This window comes from Hymenobacter sp. YIM 151858-1, assembly GCF_025979705.1.
Classification (GTDB): domain Bacteria; phylum Bacteroidota; class Bacteroidia; order Cytophagales; family Hymenobacteraceae; genus Solirubrum.
Map to the genome: position 1 here is coordinate 1,937,551 of NZ_CP110136.1, position 18,763 is coordinate 1,956,313.

The 18,763-nt window shown below is 63.6% G+C and carries 13 protein-coding genes; 12 read left to right on the top strand and 1 reads right to left on the bottom strand.

Annotated features, from left to right (window positions below; translation table 11 throughout):
* Nucleotides 1–187: 187 nt before the first annotated feature.
* Nucleotides 188–2,515, top strand: a complete 2,328-nt coding sequence (locus OIS50_RS08640; RefSeq protein ID WP_264693910.1) for a PAS domain-containing sensor histidine kinase — start codon at nt 188–190, stop codon at nt 2,513–2,515.
* Here OIS50_RS08640 and OIS50_RS08645 read toward each other — a convergent pair.
* Nucleotides 2,493–4,613 (bottom strand): TonB-dependent receptor family protein, encoded by a 2,121-nt coding sequence (locus tag OIS50_RS08645; protein WP_264693911.1) that lies wholly within the window; start codon nt 4,611–4,613, stop codon nt 2,493–2,495. The genes OIS50_RS08640 and OIS50_RS08645 overlap by 23 nt on opposite strands.
* A gap of 708 nt (nt 4,614–5,321) precedes the next feature.
* On the opposite strand from OIS50_RS08645, the gene OIS50_RS08650 reads away from it, so the two are divergent.
* The 11 genes from OIS50_RS08650 (at nt 5,322) to OIS50_RS08700 (ending at nt 18,637) form a co-directional block, all read left to right on the top strand.
* A complete protein-coding gene (locus tag OIS50_RS08650; protein WP_264693912.1) occupies nt 5,322–9,014 on the top strand; it encodes a T9SS type A sorting domain-containing protein in 3,693 nt (1,230 codons plus the stop codon).
* A 102-nt stretch (nt 9,015–9,116) separates the two neighbouring features.
* Entirely contained in the window at nt 9,117–9,830 is a 714-nt protein-coding gene (locus OIS50_RS08655; protein WP_264693913.1) for a hypothetical protein, read from the top strand.
* 108 nt (nt 9,831–9,938) lie between these two features.
* A complete protein-coding gene (gene dctA / locus OIS50_RS08660; protein WP_264693914.1) occupies nt 9,939–11,300 on the top strand; it encodes a C4-dicarboxylate transporter DctA in 1,362 nt (453 codons plus the stop codon).
* Nucleotides 11,301–11,731: 431 nt separating this feature from the next.
* Nucleotides 11,732–12,292 (top strand): hypothetical protein, encoded by a 561-nt coding sequence (locus tag OIS50_RS08665; protein WP_264693915.1) that lies wholly within the window; start codon nt 11,732–11,734, stop codon nt 12,290–12,292.
* 580 nt (nt 12,293–12,872) lie between these two features.
* Nucleotides 12,873–13,175: a sll1863 family stress response protein gene (locus OIS50_RS08670; protein WP_264693916.1), complete on the top strand. Its 303-nt coding sequence runs from the start codon at nt 12,873–12,875 to the stop codon at nt 13,173–13,175.
* Nucleotides 13,176–13,187: 12 nt separating this feature from the next.
* Nucleotides 13,188–13,514 carry an outer membrane protein assembly factor BamE gene (locus tag OIS50_RS08675; protein ID WP_264693917.1) on the top strand — a complete coding sequence of 109 codons (327 nt, stop codon included), beginning with the start codon at nt 13,188–13,190 and terminating at the stop codon, nt 13,512–13,514.
* A gap of 381 nt (nt 13,515–13,895) precedes the next feature.
* Nucleotides 13,896–14,879, top strand: a complete 984-nt coding sequence (locus OIS50_RS08680; RefSeq protein ID WP_264693919.1) for an alpha/beta fold hydrolase — start codon at nt 13,896–13,898, stop codon at nt 14,877–14,879.
* Between the two features lie 79 nt (nt 14,880–14,958).
* Entirely contained in the window at nt 14,959–15,552 is a 594-nt protein-coding gene (locus OIS50_RS08685) for a DUF7010 family protein (RefSeq protein ID WP_264693921.1), read from the top strand.
* 51 nt (nt 15,553–15,603) lie between these two features.
* On the top strand, nt 15,604–16,797 hold the full coding sequence (locus OIS50_RS08690; protein ID WP_264693923.1) for a sensor histidine kinase: 1,194 nt from the start codon (nt 15,604–15,606) through the stop codon (nt 16,795–16,797).
* Nucleotides 16,798–16,849: 52 nt separating this feature from the next.
* The gene (locus tag OIS50_RS08695; RefSeq protein ID WP_264693925.1) at nt 16,850–17,587 is read left to right on the top strand and encodes a LytR/AlgR family response regulator transcription factor; all 738 of its coding nucleotides are present in this window, start codon (nt 16,850–16,852) and stop codon (nt 17,585–17,587) included.
* A gap of 162 nt (nt 17,588–17,749) precedes the next feature.
* Entirely contained in the window at nt 17,750–18,637 is an 888-nt protein-coding gene (locus tag OIS50_RS08700; protein WP_264693927.1) for a hypothetical protein, read from the top strand.
* Nucleotides 18,638–18,763: the final 126 nt, after the last annotated feature.

Consider the following 18,763-nt stretch of genomic DNA (forward strand, 5'->3'; position numbering starts at 1 on the left):
TGGCCGGTATGTGCGCCTTGCGCCCGAACCCTGGCTGCCCGCCCACGCCCGGTTGCGTTTCACCTAGGGGCCATGCGCCCCAACCGCTAACAGGCGTTGCGAGCTTGGTTTTGCCTGCGCACCGCCCACGTATTTCCATAGTCTTACCTTCGGGCGGCAGTTGTGTGCTGCGCCTCCTCTCCCGGCTTTGTCAAAACACCCAACTTCTGCTTCAACGCTGGCCCAATCCGTGCTCAACGTGTCGCTGGCGCCCATGGCGCTGCTGCGGCCCGCGGCACCCGGTACTGCCGATTTCACCGTAACGCACCTCAACGAGGCCGCGCAACGGGTGCTGCAGCTGCCCGCCGAGCCCAACCTGCCGCTTAGCCACTGCTTTGCCGCCCTAGGTGCCCAGCGGGTGCTGGCGCATTGCCAGGCGGCTTACCACTCGGGCCAGCCCCAGCAGGCCTTGCTGCCCGCCGGGGGCGCGGCCCCGGCCTGGCAGCTGGCGGTGCAGTGCCAGCACCACGAGCTAACCCTGAGCTTTGCCCCTGCCGAGCCCGCCGCCCCAGGTGCGGCCGCCGCTACCGATTACCGGCAGCTGAACAACCGGCTGGAGCGGCTGTTCAGGCACGCGCCCACGGCCATTTGCATGATGGCGGGCCCCGATTTCGTGTACCAGATGGTGAACACCGCCTACGAGCGGCTGTTTCCGGGGCGCGAGCTGCTGGGCAAGCCGCTGCTGGAGGCAGTGCCCGAAGCCACCAACCACGAGGCGTACCACTCGCTGCAGCAGGTGTACCGCACGGGCATCACGCACGAGGCCCAGGGCGTGCTGCTGCCGGTGCAACGCACGCCCGGCGGCCCCATCGAAAACGGCTACTTCAACTACATTCAGCAGGCGAGTTTCGATGAGCACGGGCGCACCGACGGCGTAGTGGTGTTTACCTACGAGGTAACGGGGCAGGTAGTGGCGCAGCAGCAGATGCAGCAGTTTCAGCAAGAGCTGCTTACGCTTACCAACGCCATCGATCAGCTGGTTTGGACGGCCAAACCCCACGGCGAGGTTGATTACTACAACGAGCAGTGGTACAGCTACACCGGCAGCAGCTGGCAGCAGTGCCGGAACAACGGCTGGACGACCTACTTTCACCCGCACGATTTGCCCCGGCTGCAGCAGCACTGGCACAACTCGCTGGCGCACGGCACGCCCTACGAGGTGGAAGCGCGCCTGCGGGCCGCCAGCGGCGAGTACCGCTGGTTTTTGGTGCGGGCCCTGCCCCTGCGCGACGCCGATGGCAACATCACCCGCTGGTTTGGCACCGATACCGACATTCACGAGCAAAAGCGCCTGCAGCAGGTTTTGCTCGAAAGCGAGGAGTATTTCCGCTCGATGGCCGACAGCCTGCCCTCGATGATTTGGGTAACCGACCCCGACGGCCAGTGCACCTACCTCAATAGGCAATGGTACAGCTACACCGGCCAGCAAGAAGCCGAGGCGCTGGGCACCGGCTGGCTGCTGGCCGTGCACCCCAACGATGCCGCCGCGGCCGAGCAAGCCTTTCTGGAGGCCAATGCCCACCGCGTACCTTTCAGGGTGGTGTACCGCCTGCGCCGCCACGATGGGCAGTACCGCTGGGCCATTGATGCGGGCATGCCCCGCTACAACGCGGCCGGCGAGTACGCGGGCATTGTGGGCACGGTGTTCGATATCCATGAGCGGCAACTGGCCGAGCAGGCCTTGCAGCGCCTTACCCAGCAGCTGCGCACCGCCCGCGACGAAGCCCGCGCCCTCAACAAGCAGTTGCAGGCCACCAACGAGCGGCTGGTGCGCACCAACGTCGACCTCGACAACTTCATTTACAGCGCCTCGCACGATTTGCGGGTGCCCATCACCAACATCGAGGGGCTGCTTGATTTGCTGGAGCACCAGCTGCCCACGGCCGCGCTCAGCAGCCCCGAGCTGGCCCCGGTGCTGCACATGATGCACGACTCGGTGGAGCGCTTCAAGCGTACCATCGGCTACCTGAGCGAGGTTACCAAGTTGCAAAAGGAGTTCGACCAGCCGCCCGCGCAAGTGTCGCTGGCCGCCGTGTTCGACGACGTGCGCCAGGATTTGCAGCCCCTGATCGAGCAAACCGGCGCCCACCTCGAGGCCGACCTAGGCCAGTGCCCCAGCGTGTCGTTTTCGCCGCGCAATTTGCGCTCGGTGGTGTACAACCTGCTCAGCAACGCGCTTAAGTACCGCCACCCCGAGCGCCCGCCGCACATCCGCATTGCGTGCGAGGTGCAGGAGCATTTTACCGTGCTGCACGTGCACGACAACGGCCTGGGCCTGGAGCCCGAGCAGCAGCAGCAGCTCTTCACCATGTTCCGGCGCCTGCACGGCCACGTGGAGGGCTCGGGCGTGGGCCTTTACATGGTGAAGCGCAGCGTCGAAAACGCCGGCGGCCGCATCCAGGTCAGCAGCGAGCCGGGCGTGGGCTCCCGGTTTTCGGTGTATTTCCCTCGGCCTACCAGCGCCAGCCCAGCGTAGCGCCGCCGTAGTAGTTGCGCCCCGGTGCGGGCTGAAAGTAGCGGTTGCCAAAAGCGTTCAGGTCGTTGCCGAGGCTGTAGCGCCGGTTGGTGGCGTTTTCGAGGCCAGCGTACACTTCCGTTTCGAGGTGCTGAAACCAGGTGCGTCGCCAGCCCGTGCGCGCCGCAAACGTCCAGTAACCGGCCGCGTACTCCGTGTTGGCGTCGTTGAGCGGAATGCGCGCTTGGTGGCTGGTGGTAGGGCTGAGGTAGAAACCCAGGGAGTAGCCGAAATCGAGGCCGGCGGCCAGGGTGTGGGGCGCCGTGCCCGTGAGGCGGTTGCCACTGAAATCGTTGCCGTTGCTTTCGTAGCGGCCAAAGCGGTAGTGGTTGTAGGCATAGCTCACGAAAGCCCGCAAACCCAGGGGCGCCGCCGGGGCCTCGGTGGCGGTAGTACCGGCCGCTGCTGGTGCCTGCCAGAGCCAGCCACTCAGGGCTACCTCCACGCCGCGCTGCCGCGTGGAGCCCGAGTTGGAGAACAGCTGCACCCCTTGCGCATCGGTGCGCGACACGATGGTTTGCCGCAGCCGGAAATCATAGGCCGCCACCTCGAAGCGCAAGCGGTTGCCGAGCAGCTGTCCGCGGGTGCCTACCTCGTAGCTGGTGCCGCGCTCGGCCTGCAAATCGCGGTTGAGCGAACCGTTGGATGGCCGGATTTCCTCCTCGGTTGGCGGCGAAAACCCGCTGCTTACGCTGGCGTAGGCCGATACCTGCGGCGTCAGCTCCTTCAGCAGCGCTACCCTAGGCGACGCCTCGGGCCGGAAGCTGCGCTCGAAACGGTAATTGTTGGGCCGCAAGGCCGCATCGGACACGCGGTAGATGCGGTAGCGCAGGCGGTTGTAGCTGGCCCCCACCGTGGCCAGAAAGCCGTAGGGCAGTTCCCAATCGGCTTGCCCAAACGCAAAGCCGGTGGCCGTGCGGATTTCGTCGTCGTAGCGCAGCGGGCCGGGGGTGCCGCCCTGGTTTTGGTAGTTGCGCGAGTTCTCGAACGCGGTTTGTACCTCGCCCCCGGCCGTGAGGCGCAGCGGCAACCCGGCCAACAGGGTACGGTAGCCAAAGCTGGTGCGCCCGCCCCAGCCCACCTGCGTGTTGCGCTCGTAATCAACCAAAAACGGCGTGCGAATAACCGAGCCGGTGGTGTAGAGCGTGGTTTTGTTGCTGAAGGCCGCCGAAAAACGGTACTCGTGCGTGGCGCCCAGCAGCGCCGTGCGCGAGCGGTAGCCGGCGCGCTGCTCCAAAGTGCCGGGCCCGGCGGCGCTGCGCGGCCGGGCCTGCCGCGGGTTTTGCCCGAGCTGCGCCCGCGTGAGGCTGCCGGGTATCTGGTAATCGAGGTCGGTGTAGAGGGCGCTGAGGCTGATGGTTTGCTTTTCGGAGGTAGCCAGCTCGCCGTCCAGCGCCAGCACGTCGCGGCGCTGGGCGCTGTTTTGCCGGTAGCCATCGAGCTCCTGCCGGGTGTACTGCGCCCGCAGCGTGCGGCCCTCTTTGCCGGTTTCGGCCACGGCCGAGTAGCGCCACAAGCCAAACGAGCCCGCCGCCAACCCAAGCTGCACGCGCGCCTCGCCGGGCAGGGGCCGGCGGTTGCCCAGCAGCACCACGCCGCCCGTGCCTGCGCCGTAGGCGCTGCCTGCCGGGCCTTTTATCACCTCAATTCTACCTAGGGTGGCCGGGTCGAGGAGGTTGAGCGGGGTGCTGCCGCTGGCTTCGGTAAAGGGTATGTCGTTGTAGTATACCTTCACGTTGCGCACCCCAAACGGCGAGCGGATGGTGCTGCCCCGCACGCTCAGCCGGTAGCTGGCCGTGGCGCGCTCCTCCAGCCGCACGCCCGGCAGCGTGTTCACGGCCTGCGTCAGCGACACCTCGTTGAAGCGCCGAATCACCTGCTCATCTACCACGCCCACGGCCGCCGCCGTGCGCCGCAGCGGCAACCGCTGCCCATAGCCAATTACGGTGGCCTCGGGCAAGGCCACGGCGCGGCGGGTGGTATCGGTGGCAGGCGGGGTTTGGGCCTGGGCACCTAGGGCGCTCAGCAAAGCTGCAAGCAGCAGAACACGTTGGGGCATGGCGGCGGTAAGGGGCTGCGAAGTAAGCAACCCAACGCCAAAGCGCGCCGTGGGGTTGGCGACCCCAGGGCTTGCTCCCGCTGCCTCGTTGCCGGGGCCAGGGGCACTGTTTTGAGCTAGCCACAGCATTCTTTTAAAATTATATGACTTATCTTATCTTTTGTATGAATTATTTTATTGTTTTAGTTGCGAAGGGCAGTTGCTTAATGGTATATTCAGTGGTAGGTGTTGACGCACCCGCCAGCCCGCCCGCTACCGCCCGCCCAGCCCACCGTTGACGTTGCTTTTCCGATCCGCAAGCGCCGCCCGAGGCTTTGCTCGGAGCTGAGTTTGCTGCCCGTTGCTGGCTTGCCAACCGCAACAGGCATGCGCTGCTGAGCCCGCGCTAAGGCTTAACGGCCAAATTGTGCAATCCAACGGCCATCGCAAGCTGTCGTTTTTAGCTACTGCCCGCCCCCGGCGCCCGGGGCGGTGCAATCCTCCTTTAGCCTTCGGCACTACCCTAGGTGCCCGAAGCCCACCTCCTCTTCCGGCCTTTCCTGCTCCGGCTCATCAGGCCCGGGTAGGCCAGGTATTGCCTGCACCTCCGCCCTACCTACTTCCACACACCTAACTTCTATGGACAGCTTTTTTCTACTCCGAAAGCGGACAGGAAAAGCCACGGCATCAAGCCTCAACGGCACAAATACGTTGCTGTGGGGGCTTTTTTTGTGGCTTGGCTTAGCTACCCTGAGCTCAACGGCAACGGCCCAATCGATTACCATTGACGGCAACCCGGGCGACTGGCCGGCCGTGCTCAATCAGCCTAATTATGTGTCGTCGTTCAAGGTGGATGCCAACAACACCGGCGACGACCAGTTCACCAACGGCTCGCAAGACCCCGACCCAATTAGCGGCTGGGGCTGGAGCCTGGGCAACACCAACGACAAAGGCGACATTACCAACGCCGGTGCGGCGCTAATCGGCTCCAAACTTTACTTCTTCGGCGACCGAACGGCCATCAACGGGGTAGCGCAAATCGGCTTTTGGTTTTTCAAGAACGGTGTTGGCCCCGTTACCGTAAACGGCGCCAACGTATTCAGCGGCTCGCACGCCGTGGGCGACCTGCTGGTGCTCAGCAACTTTACCGATGGCGGCGGCAACGTCAACATCACCATCCTGAAGTGGGTTGGCTCGGGCGGCAACGAAGGCGGTGGCTCCTTGCAAACAGTATCCGCCAGCTTGGCCAATGCCAACGCCGCCGTAAACGACCAAGGTTACCCAGTACCCAGCTATCCTACCTGGGCCTACACGCCCAAAAGCGGCAGCGGTTACGTGCAGGGCTCTTTCTTCGAAGGGTTTGTTGACCTAGGGAACCTTAACCTTGACCCATGCTTCACCAATTTCCTGCTCGAAACGCGCAACTCGCCCTCGGTAAACGCCTCGCTGCAGGATTTTGCGGGTGGTGCGTTCAACACAAAACCCGTCGCGCAAGTAAACTCGGCCACGCGCTGCTCCGCCGACCCCGCCGTGCGGCTTACGGCCTCGGCCCAGGGCGGGCTGGCGCCGCTGAGCTATGAATGGAGCGGCCCGGGCGGTTTTTCGGCCACCACGCAAAGCATTGATGTAACGGCCCAAGGTACTTACACCGTAATTGTGCGTGGCGCCAACGGCTGCGCTTCGCAGCCTGCCACGGGCAACGTAACCGTAAACGCTACCCCCACGGCCACCGCGGCCTCGGCCACTTTGTGCCCCGCTACCGAGGGCGGCACCACCGCTACCTTCGACTTAACCGCCTTGGAGAATACCGTGAAGGGCAGCCAGACCGGGGTGTCGATCAGCTGGTTCAGCGACGCGGGCCTGACCAACGCCATTACCTCGCCGGGCGCCTACAGCTCGGCCACGGGCACGGTATACGCCAAGGTGAGCAACACGGCGGCGCCGGCCTGCGCGGCCAGCGCGGCAGTTAGCCTGGCCGTGAACACCGTGGCGCCGGGCAGCATCACGGGCGGCGGCGCCCTCTGCTCGCCCTTCGACGCCCCTGCGTTTGGCAGTGTGGGCGCTACCGGCAGCGGCAACGTAACTTACAAGTGGCAGCAGAGCACCACGAGCGCCTCGGCGGGCTTTACCGACATCGGCGGAGCTACCGACCCCACTTATGACGCCCCGGCCGTAACGCAAACCACGTGGTATCGGCGCGTGGCTACCAGCACGCTGAATGGCGTAGCCTGCGCGGCTACCAGCAATGTGCTGCGCGTGCAACCGAACAGCGTGAGCCCCGGCGAAATTGCGGGCAGCAGCACCGTGTGCGTGGGCGGCGACCCGGCCGCGTTTAGCAGCCCCACCGCCGGCTCGGGCGCGGGCAACATCAGCTACCAGTGGCAGCGCAGCACCACCAGCGCCACAACGGGCTTTGCCGACATCGATGGCGCTATCCTTGCCACGTACGACGCGCCTGGCCCGATCAACACGACTACCTGGTTCCGGCGCGTGGCCACCAGCACCCTCGATGGCGTGCAGTGCTCGGCCAACAGCAACGCCCTGCAGGTAACCCCGAACAGCATCAGCCCGGGCAGCATCACGGGCGGTGGCACGGGCTGCTCGCCTTACGATGCCCCGGTGTTTGGCAGTGTGGACGCTACCGGCAGCGGCGACATCAGCTACCAGTGGCAGCAGAGTACCACCAGCGCCTCGGCTGGCTTTGCCAACATCGATGGCGCTACTGATGCCGTTTACGACCCCGGCGCTGTAACCCAGACCACGTGGTTCCGGCGGGTGGCTACCAGCACGCTCAACGGGGTACAGTGCTCCGACAACAGCAACGCCCTGCAGGTAACCCCGAACAGTGTGGTGCCGGGCAGCATTGCCGGCGGTGGCGCGCTGTGTGCGCCCTTTAACCCGGCGGCCTTCAGCAACGCGAGCAACGGCTCGGGCTCGGCACCGGTTACCTACCAGTGGCAAAGCAAAGTGGGCGCCGGCGACTGGACGAACATCGATGGCGCTACCGGCCCCACCTACGATGCCCCGGCCGTAACGCAAACCACGCTGTACCGGCGCGTGGCTACCAGCACCCTGAACGGGGTGCAATGCTCGGCCAATAGCAACGAGCTTACCGTAACGCCCAATGCCGTGGCGCCGGGCAGGATAAACGGCGGCAGCACCGTGTGCGTGGGCGGCGACCCGGCCGCGTTTAGCAACGCCGCCCCCGGCACCGGCGGCGGCATTATAACCTACCAGTGGCAGCGCAGCACCACCAGCGCCACCGCAGGCTTTGCCGACATCGGCGGGGCAACGGGCGAAACCTACGACGCGCCCGGCCCGATTAACGTGCCCACCTGGTTCCGGCGCGTAGCCACCAGCACCCTCGGCGGGGTGGCCTGCTCCGCGCCCTCCGATGCCGTGCAGGTAAACGTGATTGTGTGCGGTGTGAAGGTGTGCACGCTCACGCAAGGCGGCTGGAGCAACGACCAGGGCGCGCTCTGCAACAACACCTCGTTGCGGCGCCTGGCCCTCATCAACCAGCTGCTGGGCACCACGCCCCTCACCATTGGCATACCTGCCTCGTTGCAGTTCCCCAGCAGCCGCAGCCTCACGTTTGGGGCCAACCAGGGCCAGTGCATCGTCGACCGCATGCCGGCCGGTGGCTCGGCGGGTGCTTTCCCGAGCGGGGTGGCTTACACGGTTGACGGGGTGGCGGGCACCTGCGCCGGCATTCCGGCTTCCATCCTGAAGAACGGCAAGTTCAACAACGTGCTCATCGGCCAAACGCTGGCGCTCAGCCTGAACGCGCGCCTGAGCAGCAACCTGGCCGGCATCCCGCTTTCGGCCACGATGACCACGTACAGCACCATCAACTGTACCGACAACGGGTTCCTGTCGCCCACGGTAACGCGCACCATTGCCGCCAGTGTGCTCCAGAACCTAGGGACCTCGCGAACGGTGGGCGGGCTGCTGGTCCTGGCCAACCGAGCCCTGAGCGGCCAGAACTACACCGCCAACGGTGCTACCCCGAGCTTCAGCGACATTAGCGGGGCCGTGGCGGCCATCAACGAGCTGTTCGACAACTGCCGCGTGATTTCGGTGGCCCCGAGCACCAGCTCGCTCACGGCCTCGCTCACCACCACCGGGCCCGCCGCGGCGCAAAGCGTGAAAGCGGAGGCCGGCCTGAGCACCTCGCTCTACCCCAACCCCGCCAGCGCCGATGCTACCATCACGTTCTCGGTGGCTAAATCGGGCCGGACGGTGGTTGAGGTGTACAACGCCCTAGGTGCCCGCGTGGCCAAGCTCTACGATGCCGAGGTGCAAGCCGGTGAAGTGAAATCGGTAACGCTGCACGGCGAGCAGCTGCCCTCGGGCACGTACTTCTACCGCGTCAGCACCGCTGGGCAAAGCAAAACCAACCGCTTCAGCTTAGTGAAGTAAGCTTTGCTTAGTGCCTGCGTTGCAAAAAGGCCCGCCTACCTAGGCGGGCCTTTTTCGTGCTCTAAAACGTAGTTGTTACCTTGGGTACCTAGGGCCAGCATTATGTATACCGTACGCCGCCATTCGCGCAAGTTGTTTTTCCCCGCGGGGCTGTTGGTGCTGGCGTGGGGCCTTTGGGTCTGCTGCACGTTTATCCGCACGGACAAGCGTGCTCAGGTGCAGCACGTAATGCAAGTAACGCTTCCACCGTTGCCCTACGCCGACCCAACTTATACAGGGTTGATCATGGGGCCGAAATATGCGGAACTAATTGCCCAACGTGCCTGGCGTACGACAGAGCTAACCGGCAACCGTTATGCTGATTCGCTGAAGCTGGTTAGGTTGCAAGCTGCCGCTGCCACCCTGGCTAAATCCCCGAATGATGTGTGGGGAATTCAAATTAAGTTCGGTCCCAACGCGCGGTACCAATCGTTGGTAACGGCATTGGACATCCCTTCAAGGGTTGGCCTGAAAAAATATGCCTGCTTTCCATTGGGCTCAACTTACTCGCTGTTTCTGTTTAGCGACATCCCGAAGCCGGTAACCCCAATTTGGGTTTGCGGGTTTTCAACTCAATTGGCCTACCCTTTACCATACATGCCCACTTGGCAACAGTGGCTGGCCAGCTTCGCCCCGCAAACGGCCGCGGTGGCCGGGCCTCTGGCAACCTCTGCCTGGCGCTACCCGGCCTTGCTAGTATGCCTGGCTTGCGTAGCCGCGCTGTGGCAATGCAGCCGCCTACTGGTGCGAGCTGTGCGTACCCGCAACCCTAGGTAGCGCAGACACCATCAGGCCCCGGCAGCGGCAGTAATGCCCCAACGACACCGCCAACCCGCCCCGCCACCCGCGGGCATTTGCTACTTTGCCGGCTGGCTCGCCGTCTGCATGAAAAAACTCGCCCGCAACCTAACGTTTCAGGTACTTACTGCCATTGCCCTGGGGGTGCTGCTGGGCGCGTTTTTCCCGGGCGTGGGGGCCGCCCTCAAGCCCGTGGGCGAAACGTTCATCCGGCTTATCAAAATGCTCATTGGGCCCATCATCTTCCTCACGGTGGTGCTGGGCATTGGCAGCATGGGCAGCCTGAAAAAAGTGGGCCGGGTGGGCGGCAAAGCGCTGCTGTACTTCGAGCTGATTACCACGTTTGCCCTGCTGCTGGGCGTGGCCGCCGCCAACCTGGTGCAGCCCGGCCGCGGCATCGATACCGCCGCCGCCACCGGCAAGGCCGCCGAAACCCAGCAGTACGCCGAGCAGGCCGCCGGCATGGATTGGGTGGCCTTTTTCACGCACATCGTGCCCGAGAGCATGGTGGGCGCCTTTGCCGAGGGCGACGTTCTGCAGGTACTGTTGGTGGCGGTGCTGTTTGGCCTGGCCCTCACGCGCATGCCCGCGGCCGTGGCCCAGCCACTTATTGCCACATTCGATCGGCTGAGCCACGTGCTGTTTGGGGTGTTGGGCATGGTAATGAAGCTGGCGCCCCTAGGTGCCTTTGGCGGCATGGCCTACACCATTGGCAAGTACGGCCTGCATACGCTGCTTCCGCTGGCCAAGCTGATGGCCTCGGTGTACCTGACGATGGCCTTGTTCATTTTTGGGGTGTTGGGGCTGGTGGCGCGCTACTACCGCTTCAGTTTGTGGCGGCTGCTGGGCTTCATCAAGGAAGAGTTGCTGATTGTGCTGGGCACGTCGTCGTCCGAATCGGCCTTGCCGCGGCTGATTGACAAGCTGACGGCCTACGGCTGCTCGCGCTCGGTGGCAGGCCTGGTGATACCCACGGGCTACTCCTTCAACCTCGATGGCACCACCATTTACCTTTCCATGGCCAGCATCTTTCTGGCGCAGGCCTTCAACATACCGCTAAGCCTGGGCCAGCAGCTTACTATTATTGGTATTCTGATGGTGACGAGCAAGGGCGCGGCGGGCGTTACGGGCTCGGGCTTTGTGGTGCTGGCCTCTACCCTGGCCGCTACCAAAACCATTCCCGTCGAGGGTATGGCGCTGCTGCTCGGCGTCGACAGGTTTATGTCGGAAGCGCGGGCCATTACCAACATCATCGGCAACGCCGTAGCGGCCGTGGTGGTGGCCAAAAGCGAAAACGAGTTCGACGAAGCCCGCCACCGCTGGGCCCTGGCCGGCCACGTACCGCCCGAAAGCGAGGTAGCCGCCGACCGCCCCGAGCACCCGGTAGCGGTACCGGCATCGGCTACTCTGGTGGTTGAGGACGAGAAAGAAGCAAAGACCAGAAGCTAGAGCTAAAAGCTAGTTCCCCTCCTCAGATGAGGAGGGGCTAGGGGTGGTTGAAAGGCTAGTGCTAAAACTACCTGGGACTACTCCTTGCGTCTGTCATGCTGCGCTTGCCGAACCAAAGGAAGGCATCAACCAAGCATTCCTACCGCTTCTCCTGATACTAATCCCAACGAAGCGGTAGAGATGCTTCGGCTTCGCTCAGCATGACGTTCTTTCATCAGACGACCTATTCGGGTGATTTTACCACCTGATGCGAGGCCAACCACCCCAGCCGCAACTGCGTCGCGGCATCCCCTCCTCAGCTGAGGAGGGCAGCTTTTTTCGGGCTTCGCCTTCTATCCCCGGCCGCACGGCTTGCGTACACAGCAAAAAACTGCACTTTCGGAAGCAAAAACTACCCGCGCGTTGTTGTTTGCCTATATCCAATTGACTACATGCCCGCCTTACCGCCCGATTTACGCAAAGCCCTGCTCAACCTGCCGCAAAAGGAAAAGGACCAGCTGCTGGTGCGCTTGGTGTGCCAGGACAAGGTGCTGACCGAACAGCTGCAGTTTCGCCTGCTCGAAGGGCCCGAAGCCCTGGAGGACCGGCGCGAGCGGCTGCGCGAGCGGCTCGACGACCCGGTGCGCGGCTACCACCAAACGCCCAACGATTTGCTGCTGATTTTGCGGCAGCTGCAAAACCAGATCAGCTACCACGCCAAAATTACCGGCGACACGTTCGGCGAAGCCGAGCTGACGGTGCGCCTGCTCAACAACGTATTCCGGCACCAGCCCGCTTCGGTGGCCCGCCTCAGCGGCCCCAACCAGCCCCTGCTCAACCACGTGGTACGCCGCACCGATACCGTGCTGCGCCAGGCCGAGAAGCTCGAAACCGACTACCACATCGAGCTGGCCGACGCCGTGAACGAGTTGCTTACCAACATCTGGAGCACCGCCGCTGCCCCCCTCGCCCGCGACCTAGGGCTGCCCCGGCAGTGGGGCGTATTTCACTAACCCATTCCTCGCCTGTCATCCCAAGGCGCTAGCCGAAGGACCTCATCACGCCCGCACGACACAAGCCGGCATTCCCTAGGTCGTGTCATGTCGAGCTTGTCGAGACATCTGCCGTGCTGACGTCCGATACTAACTGCTCCCCTCTCCACAGGTGAGGGGCTGGGGGTGAGGTTCGGGCGTGAGAAGGTCCTTCCTTCGTCAGGATGACAGTAATTAAGTAGTTACTACCCAACGTCTACACCCCAGCCGTCTCGCTTAGCTCGACATGACAGCCGTTTCCTAAGTCGCTAGGCTCCCCCTCTCCACCATGTCGCGCCTGGAGCGAGGGTGGTGAGGCCCCAGTAAGGTCCCTCCTGCGTCAGGATGACAGACCAAGCATTTCCAGCGCAAGGCCTAGGTCGTTTGGTTGCCCCAACCAGAAAACAGCAACTCGGGCCTGGCGGAACTCGAGAGAACCCAACCGTAGTGCGCCTACATGGCAATGTGCTTGCCGGAGCATCTTTTCGGAGGCTAAATCAGTAAAAAGCCTGAAGCCGCCCCAGGTGGCTACCAACTACCCTCCGATTCTCTCTCCCAAGCCATGAGCTACACGCCTAACCCCGACCACATGCGTGCGCCTAGCCACCTCAGCGAAAATGAGTTGCGGCAGGCGCTCGACGAGCTGGACACCAAGATTAAAACCCTGCATGCCCGCGCCAACGCTACCACCGCCAACTCGCCGCACCACTACCACGAGCACATTGCTGCCCTGGAGGTGAAGCGCAGCAAGCTGGCCGAGCAACTTGGTACCCCGGGCCGCGAGGCGGGCGAGCAAGGCAGCGTCTGGACGGAAATTAAGCGCGGCATCGATACGCTGCGCGACGACATCAGCAAGCTGATTTAACTGCCCCAACCCATGCGCAACCGACTGATTGGGGTGGTAATGGCCGCAGCCCTGCTGTATGCCTGTACCGCGCAGGAAAGCTACCAAAACGCCGTAGCCTGCACCGAAATTGAAACCGGCATGACCCAGGAGCAAGTGCGCCACCTGATGGGTGAGCCCACCGGCGACGACACCGCCGCCGATGGCGGCCACACGTGGTCGTACCTGTTTGGCAGCGCCACCGACACGCAGCCGATTAAGATTGTTTTCGGGGCCGATGGCCGCGTAACGAGCAAGCAGTGCGCCCCCGAGGCGCAAGGCGACAAACGCCCCGATAGCGGCGACTACGGCAAGCAGTAACGCCCCTCCTGCTCTTTGCTTTCGAAAGCGGCTCCCAACCTAGGGAGCCGCTTTTTTTTTCAGCAGTCGCGCTAACCCATAGCCTGGGCGGCGCTGCTCCAGCCACGTGCAGGCCACGCACCTAGGGAGCGGCGGCGGAGGCGCGAGCCGCAGCCGCCGCAATCGTTGCTGACTGCCGCGCCGCCGTGGCTCCCCATCCCCCTTTGGAGAGGGGACCGTGCCCCGTGGGGGTCTCAAGAGGCCCCGGAGCCTCTGGCAATTCGCCCCAACTTTTTTACCATTCGGCCGGGCGGCTTACCGCTCGCCCAGGTTTTGCTTCCGCTCGGGGCCGCGAGGTGCCACCTTTGGATCATCAACCACGACACAAACCGCCTGATGATCATGAAACGCTTCGCTACCGCCCTCCGCCCCATCTGCGCTGCCCTGCTGCTCGCCACCGCCGCCCTGGCTCCTGCCGCTGCCCTAGGTGCCCAGCCCGCCCCGGCCGCCCACACCACCACCGACAACCCCGCCGCGCACCCCAACTTTACGGTGCGCGTGGTGGGCAAAGGCCAGCCCGTGCTGCTGATTCCGGGCCTTACCTGCCCCGGCGCCGTGTGGGACGAAACCGTGGCCCGCTACCAGCAGCAGTACCAGTGCCACATTGTGTCGCTGGCGGGGTTTGGCGGCGAGTCCGCGCCGGCCAGCACCGACAACCTGCTGCTGAATGTGCGCGACCAGCTGCTGACTTACATCAAAACCCAGAAGCTGCAGCGCCCGGCCATCATCGGCCACAGCCTGGGTGGTTTTATGGCCCTCTGGATGAGCGCCACCCAACCCGAAGCCGTGGGCCCGCTGGTGATTGTGGATTCGCTGCCGTTTATGTCGGCCATTCAAAACCCCAACCTCACGGCCGAAATGGCTAAGCCCATGGCCGAGGGCATGCGCCAGCAAATGAGCCGCGGCCCGATGCCCGCCGCTCAGCAGCGCCAAATGGTGGCCAGCATGATTACCGATACCGCCCGCCAAACCGTGGCCGCCCGCTGGGGCCGCCTCTCCCACCCCGCCACCGTGGCCCAGGCCATGTACGATATGTACACCACCGACCTGCGCCAGGATATAGCCCGCATTCAGCAGCCGGTGCTGGTGCTAGGTGCCTGGGCTGCCTACAAGCAATTCGGTTCGACAAAGGAAAGCACCCGCGCCATTTTCGAGCAGCAGTACACCAAGTTGCCGCAGCACCGCATCGAAATGTCGGAGGCCGGCCGCCACTTCCTGATGTGGGACGACACGCAGTGGTTTTTCGGGCAAACGGATGCTTTCTTGCAGCAGCATGCCCCCGCTAAGGCCAAAGCAAAAACCGCTGCCCGCTCGAAAAACAGCTAAGTTTCGGGGGCCGGCGGCGCTGCGTCGCTGGCCTCACGCTGCCTCATCAACCTACGCTTCCACAACCGCTTCCGTAGCCATGATTCGCCAAGAAGACTTTGCCGCCCTGCACCTGGAACTGTCAGTAAAAGCCAAAAACGGCCTCGATTTTATTGCCGCTGCTACCCTGCTCTGGGCCGGTATTGCGGTGGTATGGGCGCTGCCGGGCTCGGCCTCGCAACACAGCCTCTACACGTTTATGGCCAGCGGCCTGATGCTGCCCCTGGCGCGGCTGCTCTCGGGCGTGTTCGGCACTACCTGGACGCTCAAGCACAACCCGCTGCAGCCGCTGGGGTTGTGGCTCAACTTCGCGCAGCTGTTCTACTTCCCGTTTCTGGTGTTTGTGTACCTGCGCAACCCCGAGTACTTCATCATGGTCTACGGCATCATCACGGGGGCGCATTTTTTCCCGTACGCCTGGTTTTACCGCACGGCCGCGTTTGCGGTAGCGGCCGGCGTAATTGCCGGGGGTTGCCTCGCCTTGGGCTTGTACCTGGCGCCCACGCAGCTGTACCTGATTCCGGCTTTCATCAGCGGCTCGATGGTGCTGCTGGGCGCCTGGCTGTGGGCCGATTACCGGGCCAAAACCCGCTTGGCCGCCGCGCAACCGGCTGCCTTTGCGGCTGTGGCCTAACCGCTGCTCAGCCGGTATTTTTTCTTTGGTTTCGCTGTAGTTCCTCAGCCCATGAACCTCCTTGCTACGGTGCCGCCCCCCAGCCGCTCCTACTGGCGCCTGCAGCTGATTGGCTGGGCCTTGTACGGCGTGTTTGGGGTGGTGGGCTACACCATGTTCACCCAAAAGTTTGCGGGCTACATCGTGGTCATTCAGGTGGTGGTGGCGGCCACCATGGTGGGCCTGTCGCACGGGTTGCGCTACATCATCAGGCGCTACCAATGGGTGCAACTGCCGCTGCTGGGCGTGCTGTGGCGCTTGCTGCTGATCAACGCCCTGCTCTCGGTGCTGAGCCAGGTGATTATCTGGACGATAACGCTGCTGGTAGTGCTTCCGCTGATGATGCCCGGTGGCAAACCCCAGAGCTGGGGCGAGTTTGTCGGCTACGCGCTCAACGTCAACTTTGTGCTGTGGTTGTGGTCGGTGGTGTACTTCGGGCTGCACTACCTGCGCAGCTACCGCCAGGCCGAGGTAGATAAGTGGAAGCTGGCTGCCGCCGTGCGCGAGGCCGAAATGCAGACGCTAAAGGCCCAGATCAACCCGCACTTTCTTTTCAACGGCCTCAACAACATTCGCTCCCTCATCGGCGAAGACCCCGAGCAGGCCCGCCACATGCTTTCGCACCTGTCGGAGCTGCTGCGCTACGCCATTCAGCTGAACCGCACCGAGCAAGTGCCCCTGGGTAAGGAGCTGGCCGTGGTGCAGGATTACCTGCAGCTCGAGTCGTTGCAGCTCGAGGAGCGCCTGCGCTACACCATTGATGTGCCCGCCGATTGCCTGGGTGTGCAGGTGCCGCCCATGCTGGTGCAGGTGCTCGTCGAAAATGCCATTAAGCACGGGTTGGCGCAGCTGCCGGCAGGCGGCGAGCTGCGGGTGCAAGCCCGCTGCGCCGCGGGCGAATTGCTGCTGAGCGTAGAAAACACCGGCCAGCTGAGCAGCGGCCCCGCCAAAGCCGATGGCACCGGCACCGGCCTGCGCAACGCCCGCGAGCGGCTGCGCCTGCTGTTCGGACCTAGGGCCGAGCTCCGCCTCGAGCAAGCCACCCCCGATACCGTAGCGGCGCGCCTGCGCCTGCCCGTTGTTATCAATGAACAATTAGCAATGAACAATGAGCAATTGCCGACCAGCCCTGGGCCAGTGCCCCTAAGTCACGCGCCGGCCCTAGGTGCCGCCACCCCGCTCGGCGCCCCGGCACCCCGCCCCTAACCGCCTGTTCTCCTGCTCATTGTTCATTACTCATTGATCATTATTCATTACCATGAATATCCTGCTTGTCGACGACTCCCGCCTGGCCCGCCAGGAGCTCCGCCGCCTGCTCCAGCGCCACCCCGATGTAGCAGTGGTGGGCGAAGCCGCCAACGCCGACGAGGCCACCGCGCGCCTTGCCGAGCTGCGCCCCGATGTGCTGCTGCTCGACATTCATATGCCCGGCCGCTCGGGCTTCGAGCTGCTGGCCGACCTCGAGGGCGCTGCCCCGCACGTCATTTTCACCACGGCTTTCGACCAGTACGCCGTGCAGGCCTTCGAGGTAAACGCCCTCGATTACCTGCTGAAGCCCGTTGACGAGCAGCGCCTAGGTGCCGCCCTGGCCAAAGCACGTACGGCCCTGAGTACCGACCCGGCCGACGAGCCCGTGGCCGCTGCGCCCGCGCGCGAGCTGCTGCGCGAAACCGACCAGGTGTTTGTGAAAGACGGCGAGCGGTGCTGGTTTGTGCGCCTGGCCGATGTGCGCCTGTTTGAGGTGGCCGACAACTACACGCGCCTGCATTTTCATGACGAACACCCGCTGATTTCGCGCACGCTGCAGCAGCTCGAAAGCCGCCTCGACCCCAACGTGTTCTTCCGCGCCAACCGCCAGCAAATCATCAACCTCAAGCACATCGAGCGCATCGAGCCCTGGTTTAGCAGCACGCTCAAGATTCAGCTGCGCGGCGGCTCGGAGGTGGAGGTGTCGCGGCAGCAATCCATGCGCTTCCGCGAGGCCCTGAGCTTGTAGAAGTACTATGCCGCTACGAATCACGCCATTAATTCGCAGTTAAAAAACTCCGATTTAATCTCAAATTAATAACAATAAGCACTTTACTGAGTATACTGATATTGCCTGCACACACCTCCCAAATACGCTGATTAATAGACGGCTATGCTTGTTCTTACTGTTTTGGCCGATTTCTCTGGGGTAGCGGCCAACGCCCTGGAGTACGCCACTTTTTTAGCCCGTCAGCTTACTACCCGCCAAATGAGCGTGCGGCTGCGCGTGCTTTCGGTTGCCGCCGACCTAGGCACCGCCGATGGCCTGCTTGCCCACCCCACGCTGCCCCCGCTTCCGGCGCTCGAGCAACGCCTGGCCACCCTGGAGCGCCTGCGCGAAACCTCGGTAACCTACACGCACGAGCTGCTGCAGCGTCCCGTGGCCGAGTGCCTGCCCGAGATGTTGTCGGCCTCGTTGCCGAGCGTGCTGATCTGCGGCCGCGCCAACCTGCCCGCCAACGCCGCCGAGCACCCGGTGCTGCAACTAATCAGGCTGGTAACGCAGCCGCTGCTGCTGGTGCCCGAGCACTACCACGAGCACGTAATTCCGCAGCGCATCGTGTTCGATACCGACCGCCGGCCGGCGCATTTGCCCAAGTCGGTGTCCATCGTGCCCGAGTTTCTGCTGCAGTTTCAAACCAACCGCGTGCTGTACCTGGGGCAGGGCCGCGCCGGCGCCCGGCGCCTGCTTACGCGCGTAATTCCGGAGGCCGTAGCCATTCATATCTACACCACCGCCCAGGCGCCCGAGCCCGACGATATTCTGGCCAACGTGCACGCCACGCAGCTGCTCGATGGCCTCTCGCACACCATCCAGACCAACCAGCATTCCAGCATCGAGCAGGGCATTATCGAAACGGCGCTATCAAACGCCGCCGATCTGCTGATGTTTGTGGCCCGGCAGCAATCGTTGCCCGGCAGCCGGTTCTACAACAGCCCCACGGCCGGCCTTATGCTGCGCACGCCCATTCCGGCGCTGGTAATTCCGGAAGCGGCCCCGGTGCTCTGGCCCGGTTAGCCGGTTTTGCACCTAGGCTTTTGCAACGCCCGGCGGCACCCGCCCGGGCGTTTTGTTTGTGGGTACCTAGGGCGGCGCGCACGTATCCTTTTGGGCGTAAAGCGAGTACACAGGTATCATTATCCG

Excerpts from the sequence above, each read along its gene's own strand:
- OIS50_RS08645 (WP_264693911.1), bottom strand. The coding sequence starts at position 4,613 with ATGCCCCAACGTGTTCTGCTGCTTGCAGCTTTGCTGAGCGCCCTAGGT.
- OIS50_RS08655 (WP_264693913.1), top strand. The coding sequence starts at position 9,117 with ATGTATACCGTACGCCGCCATTCGCGCAAGTTGTTTTTCCCCGCGGGG.
- dctA (WP_264693914.1), top strand. The coding sequence starts at position 9,939 with ATGAAAAAACTCGCCCGCAACCTAACGTTTCAGGTACTTACTGCCATT.
- OIS50_RS08665 (WP_264693915.1), top strand. The coding sequence starts at position 11,732 with ATGCCCGCCTTACCGCCCGATTTACGCAAAGCCCTGCTCAACCTGCCG.
- OIS50_RS08670 (WP_264693916.1), top strand. The coding sequence starts at position 12,873 with ATGAGCTACACGCCTAACCCCGACCACATGCGTGCGCCTAGCCACCTC.
- OIS50_RS08675 (WP_264693917.1), top strand. The coding sequence starts at position 13,188 with ATGCGCAACCGACTGATTGGGGTGGTAATGGCCGCAGCCCTGCTGTAT.
- OIS50_RS08680 (WP_264693919.1), top strand. The coding sequence starts at position 13,896 with ATGAAACGCTTCGCTACCGCCCTCCGCCCCATCTGCGCTGCCCTGCTG.
- OIS50_RS08685 (WP_264693921.1), top strand. The coding sequence starts at position 14,959 with ATGATTCGCCAAGAAGACTTTGCCGCCCTGCACCTGGAACTGTCAGTA.
- OIS50_RS08690 (WP_264693923.1), top strand. The coding sequence starts at position 15,604 with ATGAACCTCCTTGCTACGGTGCCGCCCCCCAGCCGCTCCTACTGGCGC.
- OIS50_RS08695 (WP_264693925.1), top strand. The coding sequence starts at position 16,850 with ATGAATATCCTGCTTGTCGACGACTCCCGCCTGGCCCGCCAGGAGCTC.